General features: G+C 65.8%; 22 protein-coding genes and 2 pseudogenes. 3 read left to right on the forward strand and 21 right to left on the reverse strand.

Features of this window, described 5'->3' with window-relative positions:
* Window positions 1–66: 66 nt before the first annotated feature.
* The 8 genes from RZ84_RS40645 to RZ84_RS40665 all read right to left on the reverse strand — a co-directional run bounded on the left by RZ84_RS40645 (window position 67) and on the right by RZ84_RS40665 (window position 6136).
* On the reverse strand, window positions 67–327 hold the full coding sequence (locus RZ84_RS40645; protein WP_241777589.1) for a hypothetical protein: 261 nt from the start codon (window positions 325–327) through the stop codon (window positions 67–69).
* Window positions 281–1606: an ArnT family glycosyltransferase gene (locus RZ84_RS05205; protein WP_241777590.1), complete on the reverse strand. Its 1326-nt coding sequence runs from the start codon at window positions 1604–1606 to the stop codon at window positions 281–283. The genes RZ84_RS40645 and RZ84_RS05205 overlap by 47 nt, the downstream gene beginning before the upstream one ends.
* Window positions 1607–1918: 312 nt before the next feature.
* Entirely contained in the window at window positions 1919–2164 is a 246-nt protein-coding gene (locus tag RZ84_RS40650; RefSeq protein ID WP_241777591.1) for an IS110 family transposase, read from the reverse strand.
* A 74-nt stretch (window positions 2165–2238) separates the two neighbouring features.
* Window positions 2239–2850 (reverse strand): IS110 family transposase, encoded by a 612-nt coding sequence (locus tag RZ84_RS40655; RefSeq protein WP_241777592.1) that lies wholly within the window; start codon window positions 2848–2850, stop codon window positions 2239–2241.
* A gap of 617 nt (window positions 2851–3467) precedes the next feature.
* Window positions 3468–3662 carry a hypothetical protein gene (locus RZ84_RS37900; protein ID WP_107068079.1) on the reverse strand — a complete coding sequence of 65 codons (195 nt, stop codon included), beginning with the start codon at window positions 3660–3662 and terminating at the stop codon, window positions 3468–3470.
* A complete protein-coding gene (locus tag RZ84_RS05215; RefSeq protein ID WP_043269194.1) occupies window positions 3659–4645 on the reverse strand; it encodes an MsnO8 family LLM class oxidoreductase in 987 nt (328 codons plus the stop codon). The genes RZ84_RS37900 and RZ84_RS05215 overlap by 4 nt, the downstream gene beginning before the upstream one ends.
* Before the next feature lie 377 nt (window positions 4646–5022).
* Entirely contained in the window at window positions 5023–5376 is a 354-nt protein-coding gene (locus RZ84_RS40660; protein ID WP_241777593.1) for an IS110 family transposase, read from the reverse strand.
* 127 nt (window positions 5377–5503) lie between these two features.
* Window positions 5504–6136, reverse strand: a complete 633-nt coding sequence (locus tag RZ84_RS40665; RefSeq protein WP_347232732.1) for an IS110 family transposase — start codon at window positions 6134–6136, stop codon at window positions 5504–5506.
* 205 nt (window positions 6137–6341) lie between these two features.
* Between RZ84_RS40665 and RZ84_RS05225 the strand changes: the two genes are divergently transcribed.
* Window positions 6342–7685 carry an endonuclease domain-containing protein gene (locus tag RZ84_RS05225; RefSeq protein ID WP_043263283.1) on the forward strand — a complete coding sequence of 448 codons (1344 nt, stop codon included), beginning with the start codon at window positions 6342–6344 and terminating at the stop codon, window positions 7683–7685.
* Window positions 7686–7778: 93 nt separating this feature from the next.
* Here RZ84_RS05225 and RZ84_RS37905 read toward each other — a convergent pair whose 3' ends face one another.
* Window positions 7779–7943, reverse strand: a complete 165-nt coding sequence (locus tag RZ84_RS37905; protein WP_157878773.1) for a Wadjet anti-phage system protein JetD domain-containing protein — start codon at window positions 7941–7943, stop codon at window positions 7779–7781.
* Between the two features lie 296 nt (window positions 7944–8239).
* Window positions 8240–8476 carry a hypothetical protein gene (locus RZ84_RS37910; protein ID WP_043263284.1) on the reverse strand — a complete coding sequence of 79 codons (237 nt, stop codon included), beginning with the start codon at window positions 8474–8476 and terminating at the stop codon, window positions 8240–8242.
* Between the two features lie 67 nt (window positions 8477–8543).
* Here RZ84_RS37910 and RZ84_RS05235 point away from each other — a divergent pair.
* Window positions 8544–8903, forward strand: a pseudogene (locus tag RZ84_RS05235) (Sua5 family C-terminal domain-containing protein); the annotation flags it as partial.
* Window positions 8904–9245: 342 nt separating this feature from the next.
* On the opposite strand, the gene RZ84_RS36175 reads toward RZ84_RS05235, so the two are convergent.
* The 3 genes from RZ84_RS36175 to RZ84_RS05240 all read right to left on the reverse strand — a co-directional run bounded on the left by RZ84_RS36175 (window position 9246) and on the right by RZ84_RS05240 (window position 10886).
* On the reverse strand, window positions 9246–9650 hold the full coding sequence (locus RZ84_RS36175; protein WP_078893592.1) for an ATP-binding protein: 405 nt from the start codon (window positions 9648–9650) through the stop codon (window positions 9246–9248).
* A gap of 183 nt (window positions 9651–9833) precedes the next feature.
* On the reverse strand, window positions 9834–10322 hold the full coding sequence (locus RZ84_RS36180) for an FhaA domain-containing protein (RefSeq protein ID WP_078893593.1): 489 nt from the start codon (window positions 10320–10322) through the stop codon (window positions 9834–9836).
* Between the two features lie 237 nt (window positions 10323–10559).
* Window positions 10560–10886, reverse strand: a complete 327-nt coding sequence (locus RZ84_RS05240) for a MerR family transcriptional regulator (protein ID WP_043263285.1) — start codon at window positions 10884–10886, stop codon at window positions 10560–10562.
* Window positions 10887–11505: 619 nt separating this feature from the next.
* On the opposite strand from RZ84_RS05240, the gene RZ84_RS36185 reads away from it, so the two are divergent.
* Window positions 11506–11922: an ATP-binding protein gene (locus RZ84_RS36185; protein WP_078893594.1), complete on the forward strand. Its 417-nt coding sequence runs from the start codon at window positions 11506–11508 to the stop codon at window positions 11920–11922.
* 68 nt (window positions 11923–11990) lie between these two features.
* Here the strand turns inward: RZ84_RS36185 and RZ84_RS05245 are convergent.
* The 8 genes and pseudogenes from RZ84_RS05245 to RZ84_RS38780 all read right to left on the reverse strand — a co-directional run.
* Window positions 11991–12305, reverse strand: a pseudogene (locus RZ84_RS05245) (DUF2267 domain-containing protein); the annotation flags it as partial.
* Window positions 12306–12836: 531 nt separating this feature from the next.
* Window positions 12837–13061, reverse strand: coding sequence for a hypothetical protein (locus RZ84_RS05250; RefSeq protein ID WP_043263286.1), 225 nt, complete (start codon window positions 13059–13061; stop codon window positions 12837–12839).
* Window positions 13062–13667: 606 nt separating this feature from the next.
* Window positions 13668–14090, reverse strand: coding sequence for a hypothetical protein (locus RZ84_RS05255; protein WP_043263287.1), 423 nt, complete (start codon window positions 14088–14090; stop codon window positions 13668–13670).
* The gene (locus RZ84_RS05260; RefSeq protein ID WP_043263288.1) at window positions 14074–14271 is read right to left on the reverse strand and encodes a helix-turn-helix transcriptional regulator; all 198 of its coding nucleotides are present in this window, start codon (window positions 14269–14271) and stop codon (window positions 14074–14076) included. The genes RZ84_RS05255 and RZ84_RS05260 overlap by 17 nt, the downstream gene beginning before the upstream one ends.
* 75 nt (window positions 14272–14346) lie before the next feature.
* Complete coding sequence (locus RZ84_RS05265) at window positions 14347–15912, reverse strand: phytoene desaturase family protein (RefSeq protein WP_078893595.1); 1566 nt, start codon at window positions 15910–15912, stop codon at window positions 14347–14349.
* A gap of 19 nt (window positions 15913–15931) precedes the next feature.
* A complete protein-coding gene (locus RZ84_RS36190) occupies window positions 15932–17455 on the reverse strand; it encodes a serine hydrolase domain-containing protein (RefSeq protein ID WP_157878774.1) in 1524 nt (507 codons plus the stop codon).
* Window positions 17456–17480: 25 nt separating this feature from the next.
* Window positions 17481–18491, reverse strand: coding sequence for an HTTM domain-containing protein (locus RZ84_RS05270; RefSeq protein WP_052229792.1), 1011 nt, complete (start codon window positions 18489–18491; stop codon window positions 17481–17483).
* Window positions 18488–19225: a DUF5819 family protein gene (locus tag RZ84_RS38780; RefSeq protein WP_157878775.1), complete on the reverse strand. Its 738-nt coding sequence runs from the start codon at window positions 19223–19225 to the stop codon at window positions 18488–18490. Before RZ84_RS38780 ends, RZ84_RS05270 begins: the two co-directional genes overlap by 4 nt.
* Window positions 19226–19393: the final 168 nt, after the last annotated feature.

The following is a 19393-nucleotide window of genomic DNA, read 5'->3' on the forward strand; positions in this document are numbered from 1 at the left end:
TGAAGCCCCTGGTGCAGCGGTGAGGACGCTTCATGCCGTCCGGCTCTTACCGTTGGGGCGGGGGCGTCACGCGTAGTTGCGCAGTTCGGGCCACATCTCGCCCCAGGGGCGGCGGGGGCCTGTGCAGACGTAGACATGGCCGCCCCATTCGACGTTGTGCACGCCGTAGGGGTTGGAGAGGGTGGCGGCCACGCGGACGTGCCGGAAGTACTGGCGCAGATGGGCGGCGTACTCGGGGGCGTGGTCGGGACCGGGGGCGACGGCCACCACGGTCGTGGCGTCAGGGTTGCCGGGCCCCCACCACCAGTCGGTGTTGTGGGCGCTCACTGCGGTGGGTAACCCGGTACCGCGGCCGAGTTCGTTGATGGCGCCAGCCTCGCCGTAGTCGGCCGCGAAGATTACCGCGTTCGCGCGCTGCTCGGGCGGGAGCCCGGTCCATACCTGCCGCACGGTGCCCACCAGCTGGGGCCAGCCCAGGGATTCCCCCCGAATTCGAGTTGATGCCGTACGTCCAGGCCGCGTCGGAGGGCGGCAGTACCGGCAGTACGATCACGGCGAGCAGCGCAGCCGAGACGGCGGTTCCGACCATCAAGCCGCGCATCCGGTCCGGTCGGGAGTGCAGCCACCCGTCGAGTCCCACGGCCCCGGCCGCCAGCAGGCACACATACAGGCCGCCCAGGTAGTACACCTGCGCTCCGGTCGTCACGGCGAACAGCACGAACAGCACGGCGTACGCGGTCACAAGGCACCGCCACAGCGGCCGGCCGGACCGCCACAGGAACCGCAGGCCCGCTACCCACAGCACCGTCATCGCCAGACAGGCCATGCCGAACTGCCCCACGATCCAGGTGAGGATGTTCCCCGGGCCTCCGTTCTTCCCGTTCAGCGCCCGCGTCATCTCGAACATCGCCCAGCCGTGCCGCGACTGCCACCACAGGTCGGGCAGCACGAGCAGCACGGCTATCGCGGCGCCCGCGAGCAGTCGGCGGTCAACCGCGGTCCGGCGGGCCGGCCCCAGCAGCACGGCGGCCAGCAGGACGACCCCGAAAATAGCCGCGAGGTGGTTGAATTCCGCGCCGATGCCGACCAGCGCTCCCGCAGCGAGCCACCACCGGGTGTCGCCGGTGCGGCCGATCCGTACGACCACGAGCGCGATCGCCGCCCACGCCAGCACTTCGTACGACGTGGTGTTGGCGACGTGCGCGCCGCCCAGCAGCACGGGCATGGTGGCGGTCGCGACCGCCGCGAGCAACTGGGCCCGCCGCGCGCCGCCGAACTCCCGCGCGGTCATCCCGCCCACGACCACCGTGCCCGCGGCGGCCAGCGCGGGCCACAGCCGCAGGCCCACCTCCGAGACCCCGAACAGCGACAGCGAGATCCGGGCCAGCAGAGGCGCCAGCGCCGGCTGGTCCACATAGCTCGCCTGGAGGTGCCGAGCGCAGTCCAGGATGTACAGCTCGTCGATGTGGAAGCCGTAGCGCGGCGACAGCGCCATCAGCACGGCTAAGACCACCACGGCGACGGCGAACACCCGCCGGTCCAGCGGTGCGATCCCCCCGCCGACCTCCCCGTCCGCACGCCGCCCCACGTCCGTCGCGTTCGTCATCCCCGCTACCCCGGTCCTCGGCCCCTCGGTCGGCGTCGTCCGCGCGGCCGGGCGCGGCCCGGCGCGCACGCTCCCGGGCCGCTCGTACTCTACGCACCCGGTCCACGCCTGGTGAAGCGCCCCCGAAACCCCCATCAGCCGGGGCCCGCGACACCTTTCAGCCAGACTTGCGGCCTGTCAGTACGCCGTCTGCGGCCAGTCGCACCGCACCCCGCGCCCTCATCAGGGCGCGCTAAAGGGCTGTTCACGAGCGGCCCGGGCCCTGACGCTGCCCCTGGACGACGCGGTAGACCTCCCGAGCCACATACCGCTTCAGGCAGCGGTTGATCTCACGCCGGGTCTTCCCTTCCGTAACCCGTCTCTCGTAATACGCCTGGGTACGCGGGTCCAGCGCAGTCGAGTCAGCACAATGCAGTGAAGGGCAGCATTAGCCTGCCGGTTTCCGCCACGGTTGAGACGACGATGGCATCGACTGCCCGAGGAGTATTCAACCGGGCTTGCCCCGCACAAAGCGGCGAACGATGCTTCACCGCGCAAGCGGCCCGCGTTGTCCCCCATAGCGACCAACAAAACAGCGGCGCTCCGCGGTCCGACCCCCACAGCAGCGAACAGTTGGGGGTAATGCCCCTCGATCAACTCAGACAGACGCTGTTGCAGTTCTCGGGCCTGCACGTTGAGCTGCTCGATTCGCTCAGCCAGCGTGCGCAACGTGAACCTCGTAGCCCGCAGTACAGGATCCGTCCCCCTGCATCTTCGTCGAGCAGCACGCAGGCACGAATGAGAGCTCGGCGCTTCATGCCGGCCAGCTCTTCCCGCAGCGCTGGATCGGCAGTGACCAGGACCGCTTTGAGCTGGTTAGTGGCCTGCGTGCAGGCTTTGACAGCGGAGTCCCTGGCCACGCTGTACATACGCGCGATCTCTATCGGACCGTTCCCTGACTTCGCTCGGGAGCACGCACGGCCACTGAGCACGGCACGGGCGGCAGCTTCTGCATCGCCCTGGTCGGATTTGCTCCGTCGGCGACGAGCCGCACGCCCCGGCCCAGGGGCCTCGATGACGTCGATGCCTTGCGACAGCAGATACCGGGACAGGGTCGCCCCATAGTTGCCAGATCCCTCTACTCCGGCACGCCGAACGACACCTAACTGGGATGACCATTGCGCGAGTTGACGATATCCGGTCGCGGTGGCCGAGAAGCTCTCAATGGCCAGAGTCTTCCCCGTCATCGAAATCACGGCAGCCACGTGAACATCTTGGTGCGTGTCAACCCCAAGAATCACCTCGTCTGCATCCGGAGGAGGATCCATGGAGTGAACAGGGCTTGTTGATTGGATCGTTCATCCACTCCCGTCGGTGGTTGCACATCAGCGTCACCACTGGCCCGGAGGAGCGGTCGTCAGTGAGACGGTGCAGATTCCTCACGCACGGCAGTCCTCCAGACACACTCACCCGAACCAGCGTCTGTGCACACTGCCTCACACCGCGAACGACGTAGGATCGTCAGGACACTTTGGGTCAGAAATCTCATGAGCCAGATCGCGGCACGACGGCAGTATCGCTGTCATCCTTTCCATCTGCAGATCGCCAGTACACCGCTGCCCCTCTTCGAGGGGGTACCCGTTGAAGCCCAGCAGCGTCCACGTGCCCCGGGATCTTCGTCGCTACGGAACAGCGCGCCCGCGCGCATCGCAAGCCCCAGCCGCCGAAATGCGCCCTCGATGCGCCGTCTCGGCCGCCGCCGCGCCCCTTCCGTTGCGTCGAGAACGGTGAGCCGAAGCACAGCAAGATCGCGCCGGACACCGCGAATCAGACAGTCCCCGAAGGCAGGAACCCCCGCTAGCGCCTGCCCGGCGGAGGTTCCTCACCTGTCACAGAAGCCCCTATGACGGGGGCCTGGCTGGGCGGGCCCGACCAGGTGGAAGACCTCCCGGACCGCGTAGCGTTTGAGGCGTCGGACGATCTCGCGTCGGGTCTTGCCCTCCTTGCCCTCCTTGATGTGGCGTTCGGGGCAGCCCTGGTGGGCGGGACGGACGGTTCGGTGCGGCGCGGTTGTCACGGTGCTTTCGTGGCCTGGCAGTGCTTCTTGATGAGGTCGTAGGAGCGCACTCGGGCGTCGAGGTCGTAGACAGGTGTGGTCAGCATGAGTTCGTCTGCTCCGGTCTCGGCGGCCAGTTGCGCGAGCCGGCGTACGACGGCCTCGGGCGTCCCGCACGCCTGCTGTGCGCGGAAACTGGCAAGCGCCTGCCGTTCCTCCGCCGTGAAGGGATGGGTGGCAGCATCCGCGGGCGTGGGGAAGGGAATCTCGCTCAGACCTTTGAGCAGCCCGGCCTTGACGACGTCCATGGGCCCGGCTCGCCACGCCGCTTCCTGCTCCGTCTCAGCGCATATCGCCTCCACGCACACCACAACCCGGGGCTGCTCGCACCAGCGGGACGGGATGAACGCCGCACGGTAGCGCTCCAGCGCCGTGAAGGTGTTGTCGGGCCGGATGTGGTGGGCGACGGCGATCGGCAGGCCGAGTCGCGCGGCGAGGGCGGCACCTGCGGTACTGGAGCACAGCAACCATGGCTCCGGCAGCGGGCCGAGTGCCACTTCGTCGACCAGAAAGGACAGGATCGCAGCGACGTCGTCGTGGTACTGCACGTCCGTCGCCGGTCCGGCTCCGCGGCGCAGTTCCCGCGCGGTGGCCTCGTCGAAGGTGCCGGGGCCGCGGCCGATACCCAGGTCGATGCGGTCCGGGTGCAACGCGGCCAGTGTTCCGAACTGCTCCGCCAGCGTGATGGGCGCGTGGTTGGGCGCCAGCACTCCTCCCGACCCGAGCCGAATGGCCGAGGTCGAGGCCGCCGCATGAGCGATCAGCACCACGGGTGGGAACGCGCCGATCGCGGGCGAATGGTGGTGCTCGGCATACCAGATCCGGTGATACCCCAGTAGTTCGAGCTTGCGAGCGAAGGTGGCGGTGTCACGCAGCGTCTCCACGCCACGGGTCCCTGATTCGACCACCGCGACTTCCAGCGCTGAAATCGGCACATCGATCATGCCGTCAGCATAGGGATCGGTGTTCACCTCAGGTGCGGTGGTCCCCGCCGCCACGGTGCTCGGGCCGGTGGGTGAGGTCTGCGCGCCAGCTGCTTCCGGTCCGCGATCGCCACGCTGGTCGAGCGCGTCAGCGCCGCTACGCCCGCCTGATCTCACTGCCCGACAGGCACGGCGCCGAAGCCGTCCGTGGACCACCTGTGATCACCGAAGCCACCAGCCAGGCAGAGGCGGCGCGGGGCGTGCCGAGAACGGAGGCGACACAGCGAGAGACCCCCGCCTCGCTCCGACAGGCTAGGGTGCGTCCCCGTACGCAGAAACCCCCGCCGAAGCCAGCCGACGGGGGTTCCTCACCGCTCACTTGCTATCACAACAAGCCCCTATGAGCGGGGTGCTGGACGTAGCTGTCTGACCAGGTGGAAGACCTCCCGGGCCGCATAGCGTTTGAGGCAACGGACGATTTCGCGCCGGGTCTTACCCTCCTTGATCCGGCGCTCGTAGTAGCCCTGAGTGCGCGGGTCGACCCGCAGGCGGGTGAACACGATGCGGTGGAGCGCGGCGTTGGCCTGCGGGTCGCCGCCGCAGTTGAGGCGACGGAACTGCCGGCGTCCCGACGAGCGCTCGACAGGGCTGACCCCGCACAGCGCGGCGAAGGACGCCTCACCTTCCAGCCGATCTGGGTTGTCCCCCACCGTGATCAGCAACGTGATCGCCGTGTCCGGACCGATCCCCACCACGCGAGAAGCTGCGGGGCATGCCGTTCCACAAACCGGGTCAGACGAGCCTCCACGTCCCGGATCTCCTCGGAGAGCTGGCCGATCCGGTGAGCCAGCAGGCCCAGTGTGATCGGGGTGGCCTGCACTACCGACTCCGCGCCGACCTCCTCGCGACCACGCGCATCGGTGAACTGTGCGCAGGTGCGGAAGAGTTCGGCATTGCCCAGTCCGGCCAGTTCCTCCCGCAAGACGGGGTCCGCAGTGACGAGTACAGCCTTGAGCTGGTTGATGGCTTGGGTGCGGGCTTTGACGGCCGACGCTTCGTGAGCTTGTACATCCTGCCGATCTGTACCGGCCCGTCGCCCGCTTTGGCCCGAGCACAGACCCGCCCGCTCAACACGGATCGCGCCGCATTCTGGGCATCGAGCGGATCCGACTTGCCGCGCCGCCGGCGATCCGCCCGGTCCATCCAATTGACGTCAAACACGTCCACGCCCTGGGCCAGCAGATAGCGGGACAGGGACGCCCCATAGGAGCCGGTCCCCTCCACCCCGGCTCGCCTCACGGTTCCCGACTTCCTGGCCCACTTCAGCAGAGCTCGGTATCCCGCAGCGGTGGCCGGGAACTCGTCGGTGGCAAGGACTGCCCCTGTCACGGAGAGCATCGAGGCTACGTGGGCATCCCGGTGCGTATCCACTCCCAGAACGACCTCCCCCGCCGGGCAACGACGGCGGGTCTTGGGAACAGGCATCGTACTGGGCACGGTCGAACTGGACATGCCCGTTCCTCTCCTTCCGGTCCGATGACATGTCGCGCTGCCGGTACCGGGCCGCGACGACGCCCACAAGCCTCGCTCGGCCGGCTGTCCCCGTCGAATACGAAACCGTCATGACCATATCGGCCCTCCAGGCCAAGTGATCGAACCTGTCACCCAAACGTGCAGCAGACCCCCCGAACCTGCATCAGACCCATAGCCTGTCGGTATGTCAGAGCATGTCGTCCTGGGTCGCACGGGTGGCCTCATCTCTCTGGGCGCTGCGGAGGCTCTGTGGGCTGGCTTGACGGCTGACAGTGCTGTGCCGGCGGCTTCTGGGGTGTTTACCTGCTCTCCTGCCGATGCTCGGGTGGGGTACGTCCTGCTCGGCAGCCGTGTGGTGGCGATGGTGAAGGCAAGCGGCGGCCAGTGGAATGTTCCGGAGAGTGAGGTGCGCCGGGCGGCAGCGGGACTGAGCGCGGTGGAGATGGACTGCCAGGACCTGGTCCGCATCGGTCCGTTCCGTGGCGCGCCGCAGCAGCAGCGCAACGATGGGACGCTGCTGCGCTGGCGCCAGCGCAGCACCCGGGAACTGCAGGAGTCGGGCGATCGCGAGCGGGCAGCACGAGGTGAAGATGGCCGGCCATGCCATCTGGCGGGGATCGACTGGCGACGGATACTCGTGGAGCAGACCCGCGAGGGGACGGTGCGGACATGGTGGCTGCCGCGTGCCGTGGTCAGGCTGCTTGACGCGGCCGAGCACGCCGAAACGCAGTGGCTGCACGCCGCGCGGACCCGCCAGGCAAGCGCAGTCGTCACCGAGCGGCCCTCTCACCACCGGCAGAGCCGGGCTGCCGACAGCCGGCAGACGGCGAGCCCCGACTGCCCAACTGCCCCGCTGCGCCCATACAACGGGGAATTGGAAGGCCAGCTGTACTCGGCACTCAGCAGGAAACCCGGCATCTCCCGCAAGGTGGCTGAGTGGACGTGCGCCGTCTGCCGCACCGCACCCGCCACCGTGCTCGACCACTGCCACGAACACGGCTACGCCCGTGCCCCCGTCTGCCACTCCTGCAACACACAAGAACGGCCCGACCACCTGTACAGCAACGACATCCGGGTGGCCGGCCACTACCGGCATCTCTTCCACACCCACACCGCCGACTGGCTCCGCCACTGGCACCGCTGCCCCGGCTGCCGCGCCCGCACCACCCTGCCCCTGCCACACCTCGCCGCATGGACCGCCTACATAGCCTGCCGATCGCTGCGCCCGACCCACCGCGCCTCCCGAGGGCGCGAACCCTGCGGTGTGCTGCGCGTGTCCTGGACCGGCAGCCAGAACACGCCGCGCTCCTGCCTGCTCACTGTCACCGTCGACTTCTGCCCCTCCGGCGAGCACCGCGTCCTGGCGCAAGTCCCCTACCGCGAAGCCGCCGGGCAGTTCCGCACCTGGCTGGCCGAGACCGCCCCCGCCGTGGCCTCCGCGGCTGGCCCCGACCGCCTGGACGACCTTCCCGCCCAGCCCCGGCCAGTCATCGCAGACACCAGCGGTGAGGGCCTGGCGCTGTTCTGACCGGACACCGGGAGACCGGACACCAACGTCAACCCGCAGCCCACCCAGGGAGTTTGCCCGCAGAACAGTCCCGTCCGTGGGTACGGCAGTTGATCACTGCGGATCGTGGAGGTCGCTCAGAGCTTCCTCGAGCAGGTGATAGCGCACGCGTTCCTGTTCCAGTCTCACGTTGTGGCCGAACTCGCCTTCCACGAGGTTTTCATGGAGATCGGCTTCTTCCTGTTCAGTGACGTCGAAGTCTGCGGATTGAAGCTTCACTTTGCGGGGGATCTTGCGGACTGAAGAGTTACCTTGCGGTGAGGGGCGGGGTTAGCCGGACGTGGTGCATGCGTTAGAGGTCCTGCCGGGCGGTTCCGCCGGGCCGCCGGCGGATGGGTTCGAGGTCGCGTAGGTCGCCCCGGACGGGTCGGAGTTACGGCGCCCGCTGGCGGATGCGTGGGCGGTGCCGTTCGAGCACGCCGCTCCCGTACGAGCCTTCGCGTCGTACCGGGCGGCACCGCAACCTGCCGGGTCTGTGGTGGTCGGCGACGACGGGCGGGCACGTCGGGTACGAGTCAGTTGCGGTCAGCCAGGACGCGCAGGGGCAGCAGCGGGGAGGCCACCCGTCGTTGCAGGGCAGCGAACGCGGCCAGCAGAATCATCCCTGCGCCGACGGGAGCCAGCGTGCCGGCGGAGGTCCAGCCGCCGGAGGAGGCGTGGGAGAGCCCGTAGACGAAGCCGATCAGGCCGCTGGAGGCGAGCAGGACGCCGGGAATGTCGAGGCGGGGGCGAGCTCGGTCCGGGGCCGGCATGGTGCGCAAGGTCCCTGCGGCGGCGATGGCGCCGAAGAAGAGGTTGATCAGCAGGGTCCAGCTTGTGGTCCCTGCGACGAGCCGCGTCCGGGTGCCGGGCCAGCATCCGTCGCACTACGCGCCGCGGGCACGGGTCGTCCTCGTCGAGCCCGAGAAGGTCGTCGCCCAAGCGGAATTCTCACAGGAGCTGGGGCACAAGCTGGGCGTCTTTCTTCCCCCCACCTTCGCCGACACTCCGGTCAAGGCGCACGCCGTGGCGGCGGTCCCCGATTCGATGACCGTCTCCGCACGCGGGCTGTACGGGTGCCTGCTCGAACTCGACCAGCAGTGGTGCGACCTCATCGTCGCGTCCCTGCCGGCGGAGGAGGGGCTGGGACTGGCGATCGCCAACCGGCTCCGCCGCGCCGCAGGGCCCCGGCCCTCTTAAGCGACCACCCGCCGACGCCGTTCCTGCCGGAGCGTTTCGCCGGATGCGCATCAGCGCCGTTCTCGAAGAGGATGTGGAGCCAACAGGGGAAGGGGGCGGGCCGCCGCAGGCGTCTGGCAAGGTGGATTACCAGGGTGCATGCGGGGCCGAGCGAACTGGAGTTCGTTCAGGGACTGCGTGCGGCCACCGAGCGGCAGCGTGGCGACGACGGCGCAACGTTCGGCCGTCGTCGAGATGTCGCGACTGTCCGGTCGATGGCCGGGGGGAGGTTGTGGCCGGCAAGAGTTCGAGCTACAGCGCGGCGCGAGCGTCACGAGCAGGATTGCGGGGCTGGTGCGGCGGTCAGCAGGCGGCCAACACCGCGCGCACTGTCTTGCCGCCCCTGTGGTCTACGGTGACAACGAATCGGCTTGCTAGCAACCGCACCATTGCCAGGCCACGCCCGCTCTCTCCGGCAGTGGACAAGGGGATCAGCCTGGGCAGACGGGGACTGTCGTCATGGACCTCGACGGTCAGTCGCCCTCGCTTGAGTTGCAGTCGCATTCGGCAGGAACTATGGGCGTGCCGGATGGCGTTGGTGACCAACTCAGATACGATCAGCCGGGCTTCATCCACCTGGTTCTGTGCCACCGTGGGAGTGCGCGGAGTGGTGAGGAACGTCGTGATCAGCCGTCGCGCCCAGCGGGCCGACTCCTCGTCTTCCGGCAGGGCATACTCAACACGGGCAGAGCGCCGACGGGCGCGCAAATGAGCACGTATAGCGCATCAGTCCCCTCCAGCAGGCACGGATCTGTGGGCCGCGTTGTGCGGGTGACCGGTCCTGCCCAGTGGTGATGCCCGGTGTGTCTGATCGCCAACCTGGCTGCCGCCCGTCACATGGGCGGCGCTGGTGCGCGAGGCGTGGGCGTCAGGCGCCCGACGACGGTGCGCTCACCGATGTGCGCGCCGAGTGTGTGGTGCGACGCGACTGCGGATGCGGTACCGCTGTGCCCCCAGCGCGTGGGTGGTTCGCAGTATCACTGTTACCGGGCCGGCGAAGCTGTAGGACCGCTCGGCGGCGTAGCGACGCAGTTGGAGGTTCAGGTGTGCTGCTAACTGCAGTTGGTGGCAGTCCAGTTGTTGATGGCTTTGCGGCGGCAGCTCGATGGTGAAGGCGTTGGGGACCACAGTGCGTCCCCGAGCAATGATCATGGCGTGGTCGTCGCACACCCGGCGCAGCTTCGCCACCAATTCCATGTCTTTCGACGGTGGGCGGAACACTGCGGCCCAGCATCGGGAGGTCCAACGTTCCATTGCGTGCTCGAAGTCGGTCAGTGGTCCCATCCAGCTCGCTTGCCCATCCTTCTCCCGGCGATGGTCCCCCGTTGGGGTGGCACGCTGGCCTTGTAATTGCCCGCCGCATGCAACCGGCAACGTCATCGGTGATGGTGTCAACCACGTGGTGTCAGGGCCCGTGAACGGCGAGGTCCTCAGTGCAGCTCAGCGGCTTCGTGGGTCGCCGGGTCAAGCTGAGCGAGGCCCTGAGGGCCTCGGTGCCGCGGGCGGTCTGGGCCATGGTGGAGGCCCGGCTGCCGGGTGGGAGAACCGCCTGCCGTCGCGGGTGATCAGGTCGCGCCGGAGCGGCGATCGGCTCGGGCAGGTCGGTCTCGGACGCCGCTACGAGGTGGTGCCGTGGGAGCGCAGTTCCTCGTTGATGCGCCGGGCTTCTTCGAGTTGGTCTTCGAGGATGACGATGCGGCAGGCGGCCTCTATGGGGGTGCCCTGATCGACGAGTTCGCGGGCGCGGGCGGCGATGCGGAGCTGGTAGCGGGAGTAGCGGCGGTGGCCGCCTTCGGAGCGCAGGGGGGTGATCAGGCGGTGCTCGCCCAGGGCGCGGAGGAAGGCGGGGGTGGTGCCGAGCATCTCGGCGGCCCGGCCCATGGTGTAGGCGGGGTAGTCGTCATCGTCGAATTTGTCGACGGGGCGGGTACTGCGAGGGGGCATAGACCTCTTCTTTCGGCACGCATCGGGGGGCCCGGGTGCCGTACTGGCACCCGGGCCCCGAGCTTTCAACACCATCTACCGGCTGACTGCGCCGGCCTTCTTTTTTCCGCTGGTCCGCTTGGGAGGGCGGAGGTGCGGGGATCGCGGTTGCGTGACCGGGGACCACCTTCCAATCCGGGGTCTTGCGGTACCCGGGCGGACTGCTTCCTCGCCCGGGCGATCCTGATGGCGTCTGCTCCTTACCTCATCTGCTATTCGGTTGTACTGCTGGATACCGCGGGTACTGCTCGCGGCCCCTGGGGCCGCTCGGCCCGGCAGCCAGTGGCGGGACCCAACGGTTTCCGGCCCCACCACTCCATTGCCGTTCCGCTTGCTGCTTGACCTGCTTGCACGGCAGTTCTTCTCTGCCGTGCCCTCTTCGACTCCGTGGGTACGGGAAAAACAGTAACCCCGCAACGAGCCAATGTCTACTGTCATCGCTATAGATTTCCATCAGTGCTGGCACCCGGACTTCTGTCGCGACTGCACTCGGAAGAGTGCCTTCCAGGGTTGAGGTCCGGCCCGGCGGGCACAAGCTGACCCCGGCTACACAAACCGATGCAAGGTGGGGTGGCAGCGCATGAGCGACATTCAGGCGACCCGCACGGTGGCCCCCAGGGTTCCTGTGGTTCTTGAGGGCGACAGTTTTGCCGGGATCGCCCGGGCGCGTGAAGTCGCCCGCGCGTTCGTCGATGGTCTGGAGCCGGCTGCGGCCCCCGAGGCGGCACAAACGCTCGCTCTCGTGGTATCCGAACTCGCCACCAACGCCCTGCGTCACGGCGGCGGCCACTACACCCTCGAACTCGGCGCCACCGCCGACACGGTGGGCGTCGCTGTCAGCGACCTCAACCCCGCACCCCCGCGCGAACGTGCCCCCGACCTCAACGACGGCTCCGGCGGGTTCGGATGGCACATGGTCCGCCACCTCACCAGCCAGGTGACCATCACTCCCGGCCCCGGGCGGGGCAAGACCATCCATGTCCGCCTCCCACGATGACTTACCCATGTGGGCCCATGCGCCGCCTCCCCGCGTGTCAGGCCGCCTGGGTGAGCTCGGCGCGGCGCTTCGCCCGCGGCGTCCGCGGCCACGCTGAGCACAGCACCCACGTCCCACGCCGCGGTCTGCTGTGTGGCGCCCTCGATCCATGCCGCGGTGGCCCGTACGAACCGCTCGGGGGGAAGCGGCTCGTGCGCCTGGAGCGGATTGAGCAGGATGAGTGCCAATTCCTCCGGCAGACGGGCGGCCAGTTCCGCCCGTACCTCGCCTACCAGGTGCGCGCCCAGCAGCGCCAGCACCGTGCGGGCCGCCCGCTCGGCTTCCTCGGTCGTCTTGTACTCGCCGCGTTCCTTGACCTGGTCCAGGAACGCCTCCCATCGCATGGCCGTCGCTGCTCCCTTGAGTGCGTGGCAATGAAGGGTACGCTCCTGCAACGAGCCCACGACTCCAACGACGAACACGTCATCAAGCTGACCGAAGCCACCCTGCGTGAACACGCCCGCACCGGCGGCGCCACCCTGCTGCGCCGCCACCGTCTTCGCCGACCGGATGCACATCCTCCTCACCGGCTGAACGACACCAGCCCAGACCGCACCACAGCACCACTACGGCCGGGCCGATGCCATTGCCCGCCGAAAACGCTAGGTAGAACTTCACAACCTCGGCTCACACTCTGAAGACACACTCTTCGCCGTGCTGGTAACCCCCACCCGGCGGCGCAGCCTCCGGTTGCACCGGACACTTCCAGTGTGAGCGTGCCGAGCTGCTGGTGGGTGGGGGAATCTTCCTTCACCCACTGGTTGCGGTGCGCCATCAGAACGTTCCCGTTCATCAGGATGGACTGGGTGTGGGGGAATGCTCGACGGGCGGGACGCGCGACTGCCCGTACAGGCGTCGGGGACAACGAGGACCAACTACACCTCGCCGGCGGCGAACAGCTCGAGGTGCCCGCACTTGGAGCAGCGGAACGCCTCTATCTGCCGCCGGGGCCGGCCTAGCCGCTTGGCACACCCGAAAATCCCCCGCTCCAACGCGCCCTCGATCCATCGCGCGTACCCGCGCGAGTGATCGCCAGCGTCCTCGATGAAACCTTCCACCAGACCGACGGTGCCGCAATGGGTGCACGTGTAGTTGTTCATCCCGTGAGTGTAGAAAACGGTGCGGTCAGGACAGACCCGTAGCCGTCAGGTCTGCCCGGTTGGGACGGCGGTCGCCCAGGCCCACGGTGGGCACGCCTGCGCAGCCCTCAAGCAACAACGGGCTCCGAACAAGTCGGCGAACCCGATCTGCTGAGATCGGGACCGGATTGGACCAGATCACACGAGACGCGGTCCACATCAGCCGAGACGGGACAGTTGTGGTCGGCGTTCCGTGCCGTCAAACATTGAGCGCTGTCAGCGAAGTTTGGCGACCAGTAGGTCGTGCCACCAACACTTGAGTGAACTTGGACTGCCTGGCTGTGGGGGGCCGTGTCGGACGCGGTCTACGGTCTGCTGGGGGCACTGGGCGGCGCGATCGTCGCAGGCACCGCTGCCTTCTAACCCGGTAGCCGGCCGCACATGATTTGCCCACCGGCCGGGCGCTCATCAACTCTGTCTATCGGCCTGGCTGCTGGGGGCCGCCGCTCGGGAACATAGGGAGTCCGAAGCGGAGATTGGAGCCCGCATCTAGGCAACGATTGCGGTGGGCAGGCCCCTGAGCCCCTGGCGACTTCACGCTCCGCTGCCCCGCGCTACGGGGCCGTGTCACACCCTTCCCTTATTCTCGCGCCCACGGGTGTACGCGACCGAAGAAGCGACGCGCGTAATGCCGCCGACTGCGCTCAGCCACGTGAAGGGACCGCCGAGTCCACCACTGGCGAGTTCATAGAAGCCACCGATGGTGACCACGAGGAACAGCACATTTCCAGTCATCGCGGATGCACGCAGATTGATCAGCTGACGTCGTTCATCCTCCTCATGTCCGCTGAGTTGTGCAGCGACATCGCTGCCTTTCGCGGACAACGTCACTGACAGCCCGTACCCGACGACGATGACCGGCGACGCGACGGCCAACGCGACCTCCCCGCGCATCGCAAAGATCACCGACATCACTGCGCCCGCGACCAAGGCCACCGCGAGAACGCCCCATCGAGTCGCCGCACGCCCGGCGCTACGCGTCATCGACATGGAAGATCTCCTCAACAGTCAGCCCGAAATGCCGGGCGATACATATGGCCAAAGCCAGCGAGGGGTCGTAGCGATCCTGCTCGATGGCATTCACTGTCTGTCGGGAAACCCCCAGCGCAAGGCCCAGTGCCTGCTGGGACAGCCCCTGGAGGCCGCGGAGCTTGCGAACCTCATTCCGCACGGATGGAAAGTACGCTTTACATCGAGAGAGTGTCAATCGCTTCACGCTTTCGCCGGGAAGCCGCCGGGCCGCAGGTCAGCCCGATTCCCCCCTATCGGAGTCGATCTGGCGTCTTCTTCGGCCGCCAGGGGGAGTTGTCGTGTTGGCGGACTGGATCGGCTCTGCCGCCGCGTGGTCTCCGGCCTCAGAGCGCGGTGCAAGGGATGGCGGTGTACGGATGCCGTATTCGCGTCGCAGTACGGACTGAGCCGCAAGGTACCCGGACATGCCATGAACACTGGGTCCAGGCGGGGTTGAAGCGGAGCACAGGTACACACCTGGCAGGGGTGTGTGATACGGGTCGATCTGGGGCACGGGTCGCAGGATGCTCTGGGCGAGTGTCAGGGCGCCGGATCCGATGTCGCCGCCCACGTAGTTCGGGTTGTACTCCTCGTACGTGGAGGCGGAGATGCCTCGCTGGGCTAGGACCGTGTTGGTGAAGCCGGGTGCGTAGCGTTCGATGCGCGTACGGATGATGTCGACCGGGTCCCGAGTGTCGCCGTTCGGTACGTGCGCGTACGCCCACACTGGGCGTTTACCAGGCATGCCTCGGCCGGGGTCGGCCGTCATGGGGTCGACCACGAGCACGAAGGGCTCGTCGGTGGCGATGCCCTTCGCGGTGAGGGTCTCCTGGCAGAACATCTCGCGTTGTGTGCCGCCGAGGTGAACGGTACCCGCCTTGCCGATCTCTGGGTCGGTCCAGGGGATCGGGTCGGATACGAGGAAGTCGGCCTTGGCAGCGCCGGGCCCGTAGCGGAAGCGCGCGAGCCGTCGCTGATAGCGGTAAGGCAGCCGGCTGCCGGCAATCCGCAGGAGTCCTTTCGGGCTGGTATCGAGCAACACTACGTCCGCGTGGCTGAGTTCCCTCAGATCGGCAATGTGACTCCCGGTGTGAATCTCACCGCCGTGTGCCGTGATGTCGTCGGCCAGTGCCTGGGCAATACGGATGCTACCGCCCTGCGGTATCGGCCATCCCGTACCGTGCGCGAGGTGTCCCAGCAGCAGGGCGACCGCACCAGAGGCAAGGCTGGGGAGTCTCCCTACAGCATGCGCGGCAACGCCGGTCAACAGCGACCGTGCCTGCTCGGTCCGGAACAGCCTGGGGACCAATGGGCTGCTCTGGGCGAGAACTCTGGGCGTCAGCAGAAGGGGAGCGAGGCAGTCGCGGGGGGCGCCGTGCCAGCCGGAGAGGATCAAGTCGACTACGCCGGCACTGTGCCGGAGCAGTGGCTCCATCAATGCCCGCCACCGTGCACCGTCGGGGCCGAGATGCTCGCATGTGGCGCCGAGGTCACGATAAGCGAGGGCAGCGCGGTCACCGTTCAGGGGATGGGCATAGCTGATGTCGGGGTGGAGGAGCTCCACACCGCGGGCCGAAAGGTCGAACTCGCGGAAGAACCGGGAAGCAGCAGCCATCGGGTGTACGGCCGCGCAGATGTCGTGCACCACAGCAGCGTCGAAGAGCGGTTTGCTGCGCAGGCCGCCTCCGATGGCATCGGCGGATTCGTACAACTCAATGCGCAGGCCAGCGCGGGCGAGGGTCACCGCAGCGGCCAGGCCGTTGGGTCCCGTGCCCACCACTGCGACGTCAGTGTTGCTCATAAATGCCTCGCACTTTCTGCTAGAGCTCAGCTGAGACAACAAGAAGAAGCAATGTCAGGAGAGCGAACGCGTAGCGGACTCCTAGCAGTGCCAGCGTGAACCCTCGCCGATCTTTTTGGTCACTCTCCGTTGGGGGCCATCGCCAGATTCCCAGCCAGAACCCGGAGAAGAGAAGTCCACAGCCCAACATCCATACGATTGGTGGAACTGAGAGCCAGTCACCGACGCGTCGAAGACCTATGAGAAGAGTGATCCCAAAACAGACACTCAAGGTGAAGTATATGCGGTAGATGCTTGTCGGAAATCTTCGCCAGGCTACATTGAAAACTGGTCCTGCGGCCCCTACACTGCATAGCACCGTAAGCAGTATCTGTGATTCGCCATGAGATGGATAGGTTCTGTCCGGGCTGATCCCCAGCAAACGTTTTCCGAGAACGTCGACAGGCTGGTCGGTATTGGAGAGGATGACCACCCCTTTGCGGCTGGACCGGTCGAAACCCATGTAGGAAGTAAATCCTCCGGTTTCGCCGTCATGCCAGGTTATTTCTCTCCCTTGTATGCGGGTGGTGTACCAGTCCAATCCGATTCGCCCGGCGGAATCGGCGTCAAACTTCGGGACGGCTGCCTCTGCACCTGGTGAGGTGCCGAGCATCACGCTTCGCAACAAGCGTGCAAGGTCTTCGCTTGTCGACCAGACGTCTCCGGCTGGTGTGTAGCCCGATGTCATCCAGTGTTCCATGTCGGCACCGGTGGCTTTCTGACCGGCCGCACTGTTACGCGGAATTTCAGCATTGGAGTGCACGGTTCGGGTATTGCGCATCTTCAGCGGCGCAAGGACATACTGTTGCAAGAGGTCTTGGTATGACCTGCCAAGGACTCGAGCGGCCGTCTGACCGGCAAGTGCCATGCCGAGATTTGAATATCGGAATGTTCCGGTACCGCTGGTGGTTGCATCCTTCGCGGCAGCGAAAACGTCGTCCTCGGTCATTCCTTGGTAAGGATCCTTGCCGAGAATTCGTAGCCGCACACCACGCACGAACGTATCGATGCTCGATGGCATGAGATCGAGCCCGGCCCGGTGACTGGCGAGATCGCTGAGGGTAGCCGTTCGAAGTGCCGGGTCGCTGAAATGCACGTCCGGCAGGAGTTCCTGCAGTGGTTTGTCCAGCTGCAGGGTATGCCGGCTTGCGAGTTCAGCGAGAAGCATGCCCGTCATCGGCTTCCCGAGCGAGCCGGCCTCGAAAACCGTGGACCTATCGACGGACGGCTGCCCGGGATTTCCTGAATCTCCCAATCCTGCAAAACGAGCCCCGTTAGGGTCGACAACGGCGACGGAAAGCCCGCGGTATCCGTATCCTCCGTCTGCCGCCGCTTTCACTTGAGCGGCAAGCGTGGCATCTCCCGTCGTGGCGTTGCTGAGAACTGCAGGATGAGGAGCGAAGAACAGCCCGATCCCCAGCACGGCCATGGCGGTGATGCCCATCAGGGCGAAGCAGTAGCGCAGACGCCGCGATGCACACCATGGCCGCACAGTGGACTTCATGGACTCGTCTACCGCGCCCACTTGTCTAGTCGGCATGGGCTACAGGCAGAAGATTGCCACGCTTCTCGAATAGCTCTCGTGCCTTTTCGGCGAGACGCTGGTAGTGCCCGTCTCCCATGATGATCAGTTCCAACCCGATCATGGTTGCAGAAAATGTAACGAGCCCAGTCATGAAGATCGCTATTCCCAGATGCAAGAGGATTCCGGATGTGACAGCGAATGGCCGCAGGGAACGTTTGAGGAGAAGGAACGAGAACGCGAGCTGGAAGAAGACGGTCGCGTATGACATCACCACAATCAGCGTGGCGTGCTCGTAAAGGAAATGGTTCACGTCCGGCCAACCGAACTCTCCCACCCGCAGGATGTAGTAGAGAGCGGTTCCATTCTGCCAGCGTTCGCCCTGCACCTTGGCCATGCCCGAGACAAGGTAGATCGTGCATACCTGAAGGATCACAGCCATCAGACCTGCGTGATGCAGGAGTGATCCGACACGGTAGCGCATCGATTCGGCGCTTTGCTTCAATTGTTTCTTGCGGCGCGCTCGGGAATCAAGCGAGAAACGGGAACCGGAATCGACGAACACGAAGAATACGAGGACGATGGCAGCTGCGTTGTCACCGCCATCCAAGAGAATCGGATTTCTTTGCTGCAACGACCACAGGAATACGTAGTGCAGCACCGTCATCGCGCGAGTCTTCCAGCCGAGCATGAATAGCAGGGCGATCACTGCGCCGGAATGAAAGACGAGTTGGAACCATGTTTCGGACTTGCTGACCGAGTACAGGGAGAAAGAGCCACCATCGGTGAAATTCTGCCACGGCCATACTGCTTCAGGACCCCAAAGAAAACTTCTATCGAAGTAGTCCCGCAGATAATAGTAAAGGCCGAGAGCTCCCAGGACGATTCTCGTGAGAGAAGCCCCAATAAGCGCATTCCGCCTACCGCTGAAATGATCAAGCCAGGAGTATGCCGTTGCCTTGATCCTGTGCAGCATGGCGCTGTCCTTGGCGCCGGCTATCAGCAAATTTTCCGTCATCGCGCAACCTTAACTGGCTTCAACCACGCCAGGTCATAGTAAGAAACCTTTCCCTGTGCGCCCCGTACATGACGCTGCGAGAACCTGGGATAAATGTTCGTCACCAGTCGCACCTGTACGAGTTCGATATCAGGCCCCCAAAGTTTCATTGCTTCAGAGCTGGCGAATGATTGAGTGAACCGAATTGCCTGCTCTACGGAATCCTTCTCACCCCGAGTGAGTGGGAGATTCCCTTCTACCCCTTGTTTCTTCCGTTTAGTCTGATCACCGGCATCGCCGCCCGATTTCCCCGTCTTTCTCAACTTTTCGATTTCAGGGTCGCGCCAGGACGAGAGTTGTTGCGGCACGCCAGCGGTGACGCGGAATTGCCTCGAAGGCCAGAGTCGCTCGCCGTAGAGCTTCTGCAGTCCCGGCGACGTTACATCGGTCCACCCCGTGGTGATCCTAGACCCGTCAGGCTGCCGTTTTTGGGCTCTGACAAGTACACCCTGGTCCCTATCTATGGGCTCCGGGGCAAAAAGATTCCAGTTCTGACCGAAATACGGCACCATATACGCCGTTATTTTATCGCCGTACTTCTCTTTGATTGGATTGAACGGGGCATTATATAGGGCCGTCATGCAGAAATGAAACGCCAGAGCGAGGGATACTGCTGCACCGGTTGCCCACAAGACGTAGCGCCGGCTTCTACTCCATTGCGCAATCGGAGCTTTTTCAGAACTGAAATCTTCCACTTTTTCAATTACTTTCCTGGACCGTGCCTGTACGGCGGGCCCATGTGGGCCCGCCGTACAGGACTAATCACGCTGTCTCTGTACCGTTAGTTGTCGAAAGCGCGAGACAGGTCGGCCCCGCCCAGCTCGGACTGAACAGGAACTCCGCCCCGCATGAACACAGGCCCA

The sequence above is a fragment of the Streptomyces sp. CT34 genome (genome assembly GCF_000805335.1).
GTDB lineage: Bacteria > Actinomycetota > Actinomycetes > Streptomycetales > Streptomycetaceae > Streptomyces.

Bases quoted from the DNA above. Each gene is read 5' to 3' on its own strand.
- RZ84_RS05215 (WP_043269194.1), bottom strand. From the start codon at position 4,645: ATGATCGATGTGCCGATTTCAGCGCTGGAAGTCGCGGTGGTCGAATCA.
- RZ84_RS05250 (WP_043263286.1), bottom strand. From the start codon at position 13,061: ATGAACAACTACACGTGCACCCATTGCGGCACCGTCGGTCTGGTGGAA.
- RZ84_RS05225 (WP_043263283.1), top strand. From the start codon at position 6,342: ATGTCAGAGCATGTCGTCCTGGGTCGCACGGGTGGCCTCATCTCTCTG.
- RZ84_RS40650 (WP_241777591.1), bottom strand. From the start codon at position 2,164: ATGGGGGACAACGCGGGCCGCTTGCGCGGTGAAGCATCGTTCGCCGCT.
- RZ84_RS36190 (WP_157878774.1), bottom strand. From the start codon at position 17,455: ATGAAGTCCACTGTGCGGCCATGGTGTGCATCGCGGCGTCTGCGCTAC.
- RZ84_RS05255 (WP_043263287.1), bottom strand. From the start codon at position 14,090: ATGTCGATGACGCGTAGCGCCGGGCGTGCGGCGACTCGATGGGGCGTT.
- RZ84_RS05205 (WP_241777590.1), bottom strand. From the start codon at position 1,606: ATGACGAACGCGACGGACGTGGGGCGGCGTGCGGACGGGGAGGTCGGC.
- RZ84_RS36185 (WP_078893594.1), top strand. From the start codon at position 11,506: ATGAGCGACATTCAGGCGACCCGCACGGTGGCCCCCAGGGTTCCTGTG.
- RZ84_RS05270 (WP_052229792.1), bottom strand. From the start codon at position 18,491: ATGACGGAAAATTTGCTGATAGCCGGCGCCAAGGACAGCGCCATGCTG.
- RZ84_RS05240 (WP_043263285.1), bottom strand. From the start codon at position 10,886: ATGCCCCCTCGCAGTACCCGCCCCGTCGACAAATTCGACGATGACGAC.
- RZ84_RS37910 (WP_043263284.1), bottom strand. From the start codon at position 8,476: ATGCCGGCCCCGGACCGAGCTCGCCCCCGCCTCGACATTCCCGGCGTC.
- RZ84_RS40665 (WP_347232732.1), bottom strand. From the start codon at position 6,136: ATGTCCAGTTCGACCGTGCCCAGTACGATGCCTGTTCCCAAGACCCGC.
- RZ84_RS36180 (WP_078893593.1), bottom strand. From the start codon at position 10,322: ATGACGTTGCCGGTTGCATGCGGCGGGCAATTACAAGGCCAGCGTGCC.
- RZ84_RS05265 (WP_078893595.1), bottom strand. From the start codon at position 15,912: ATGAGCAACACTGACGTCGCAGTGGTGGGCACGGGACCCAACGGCCTG.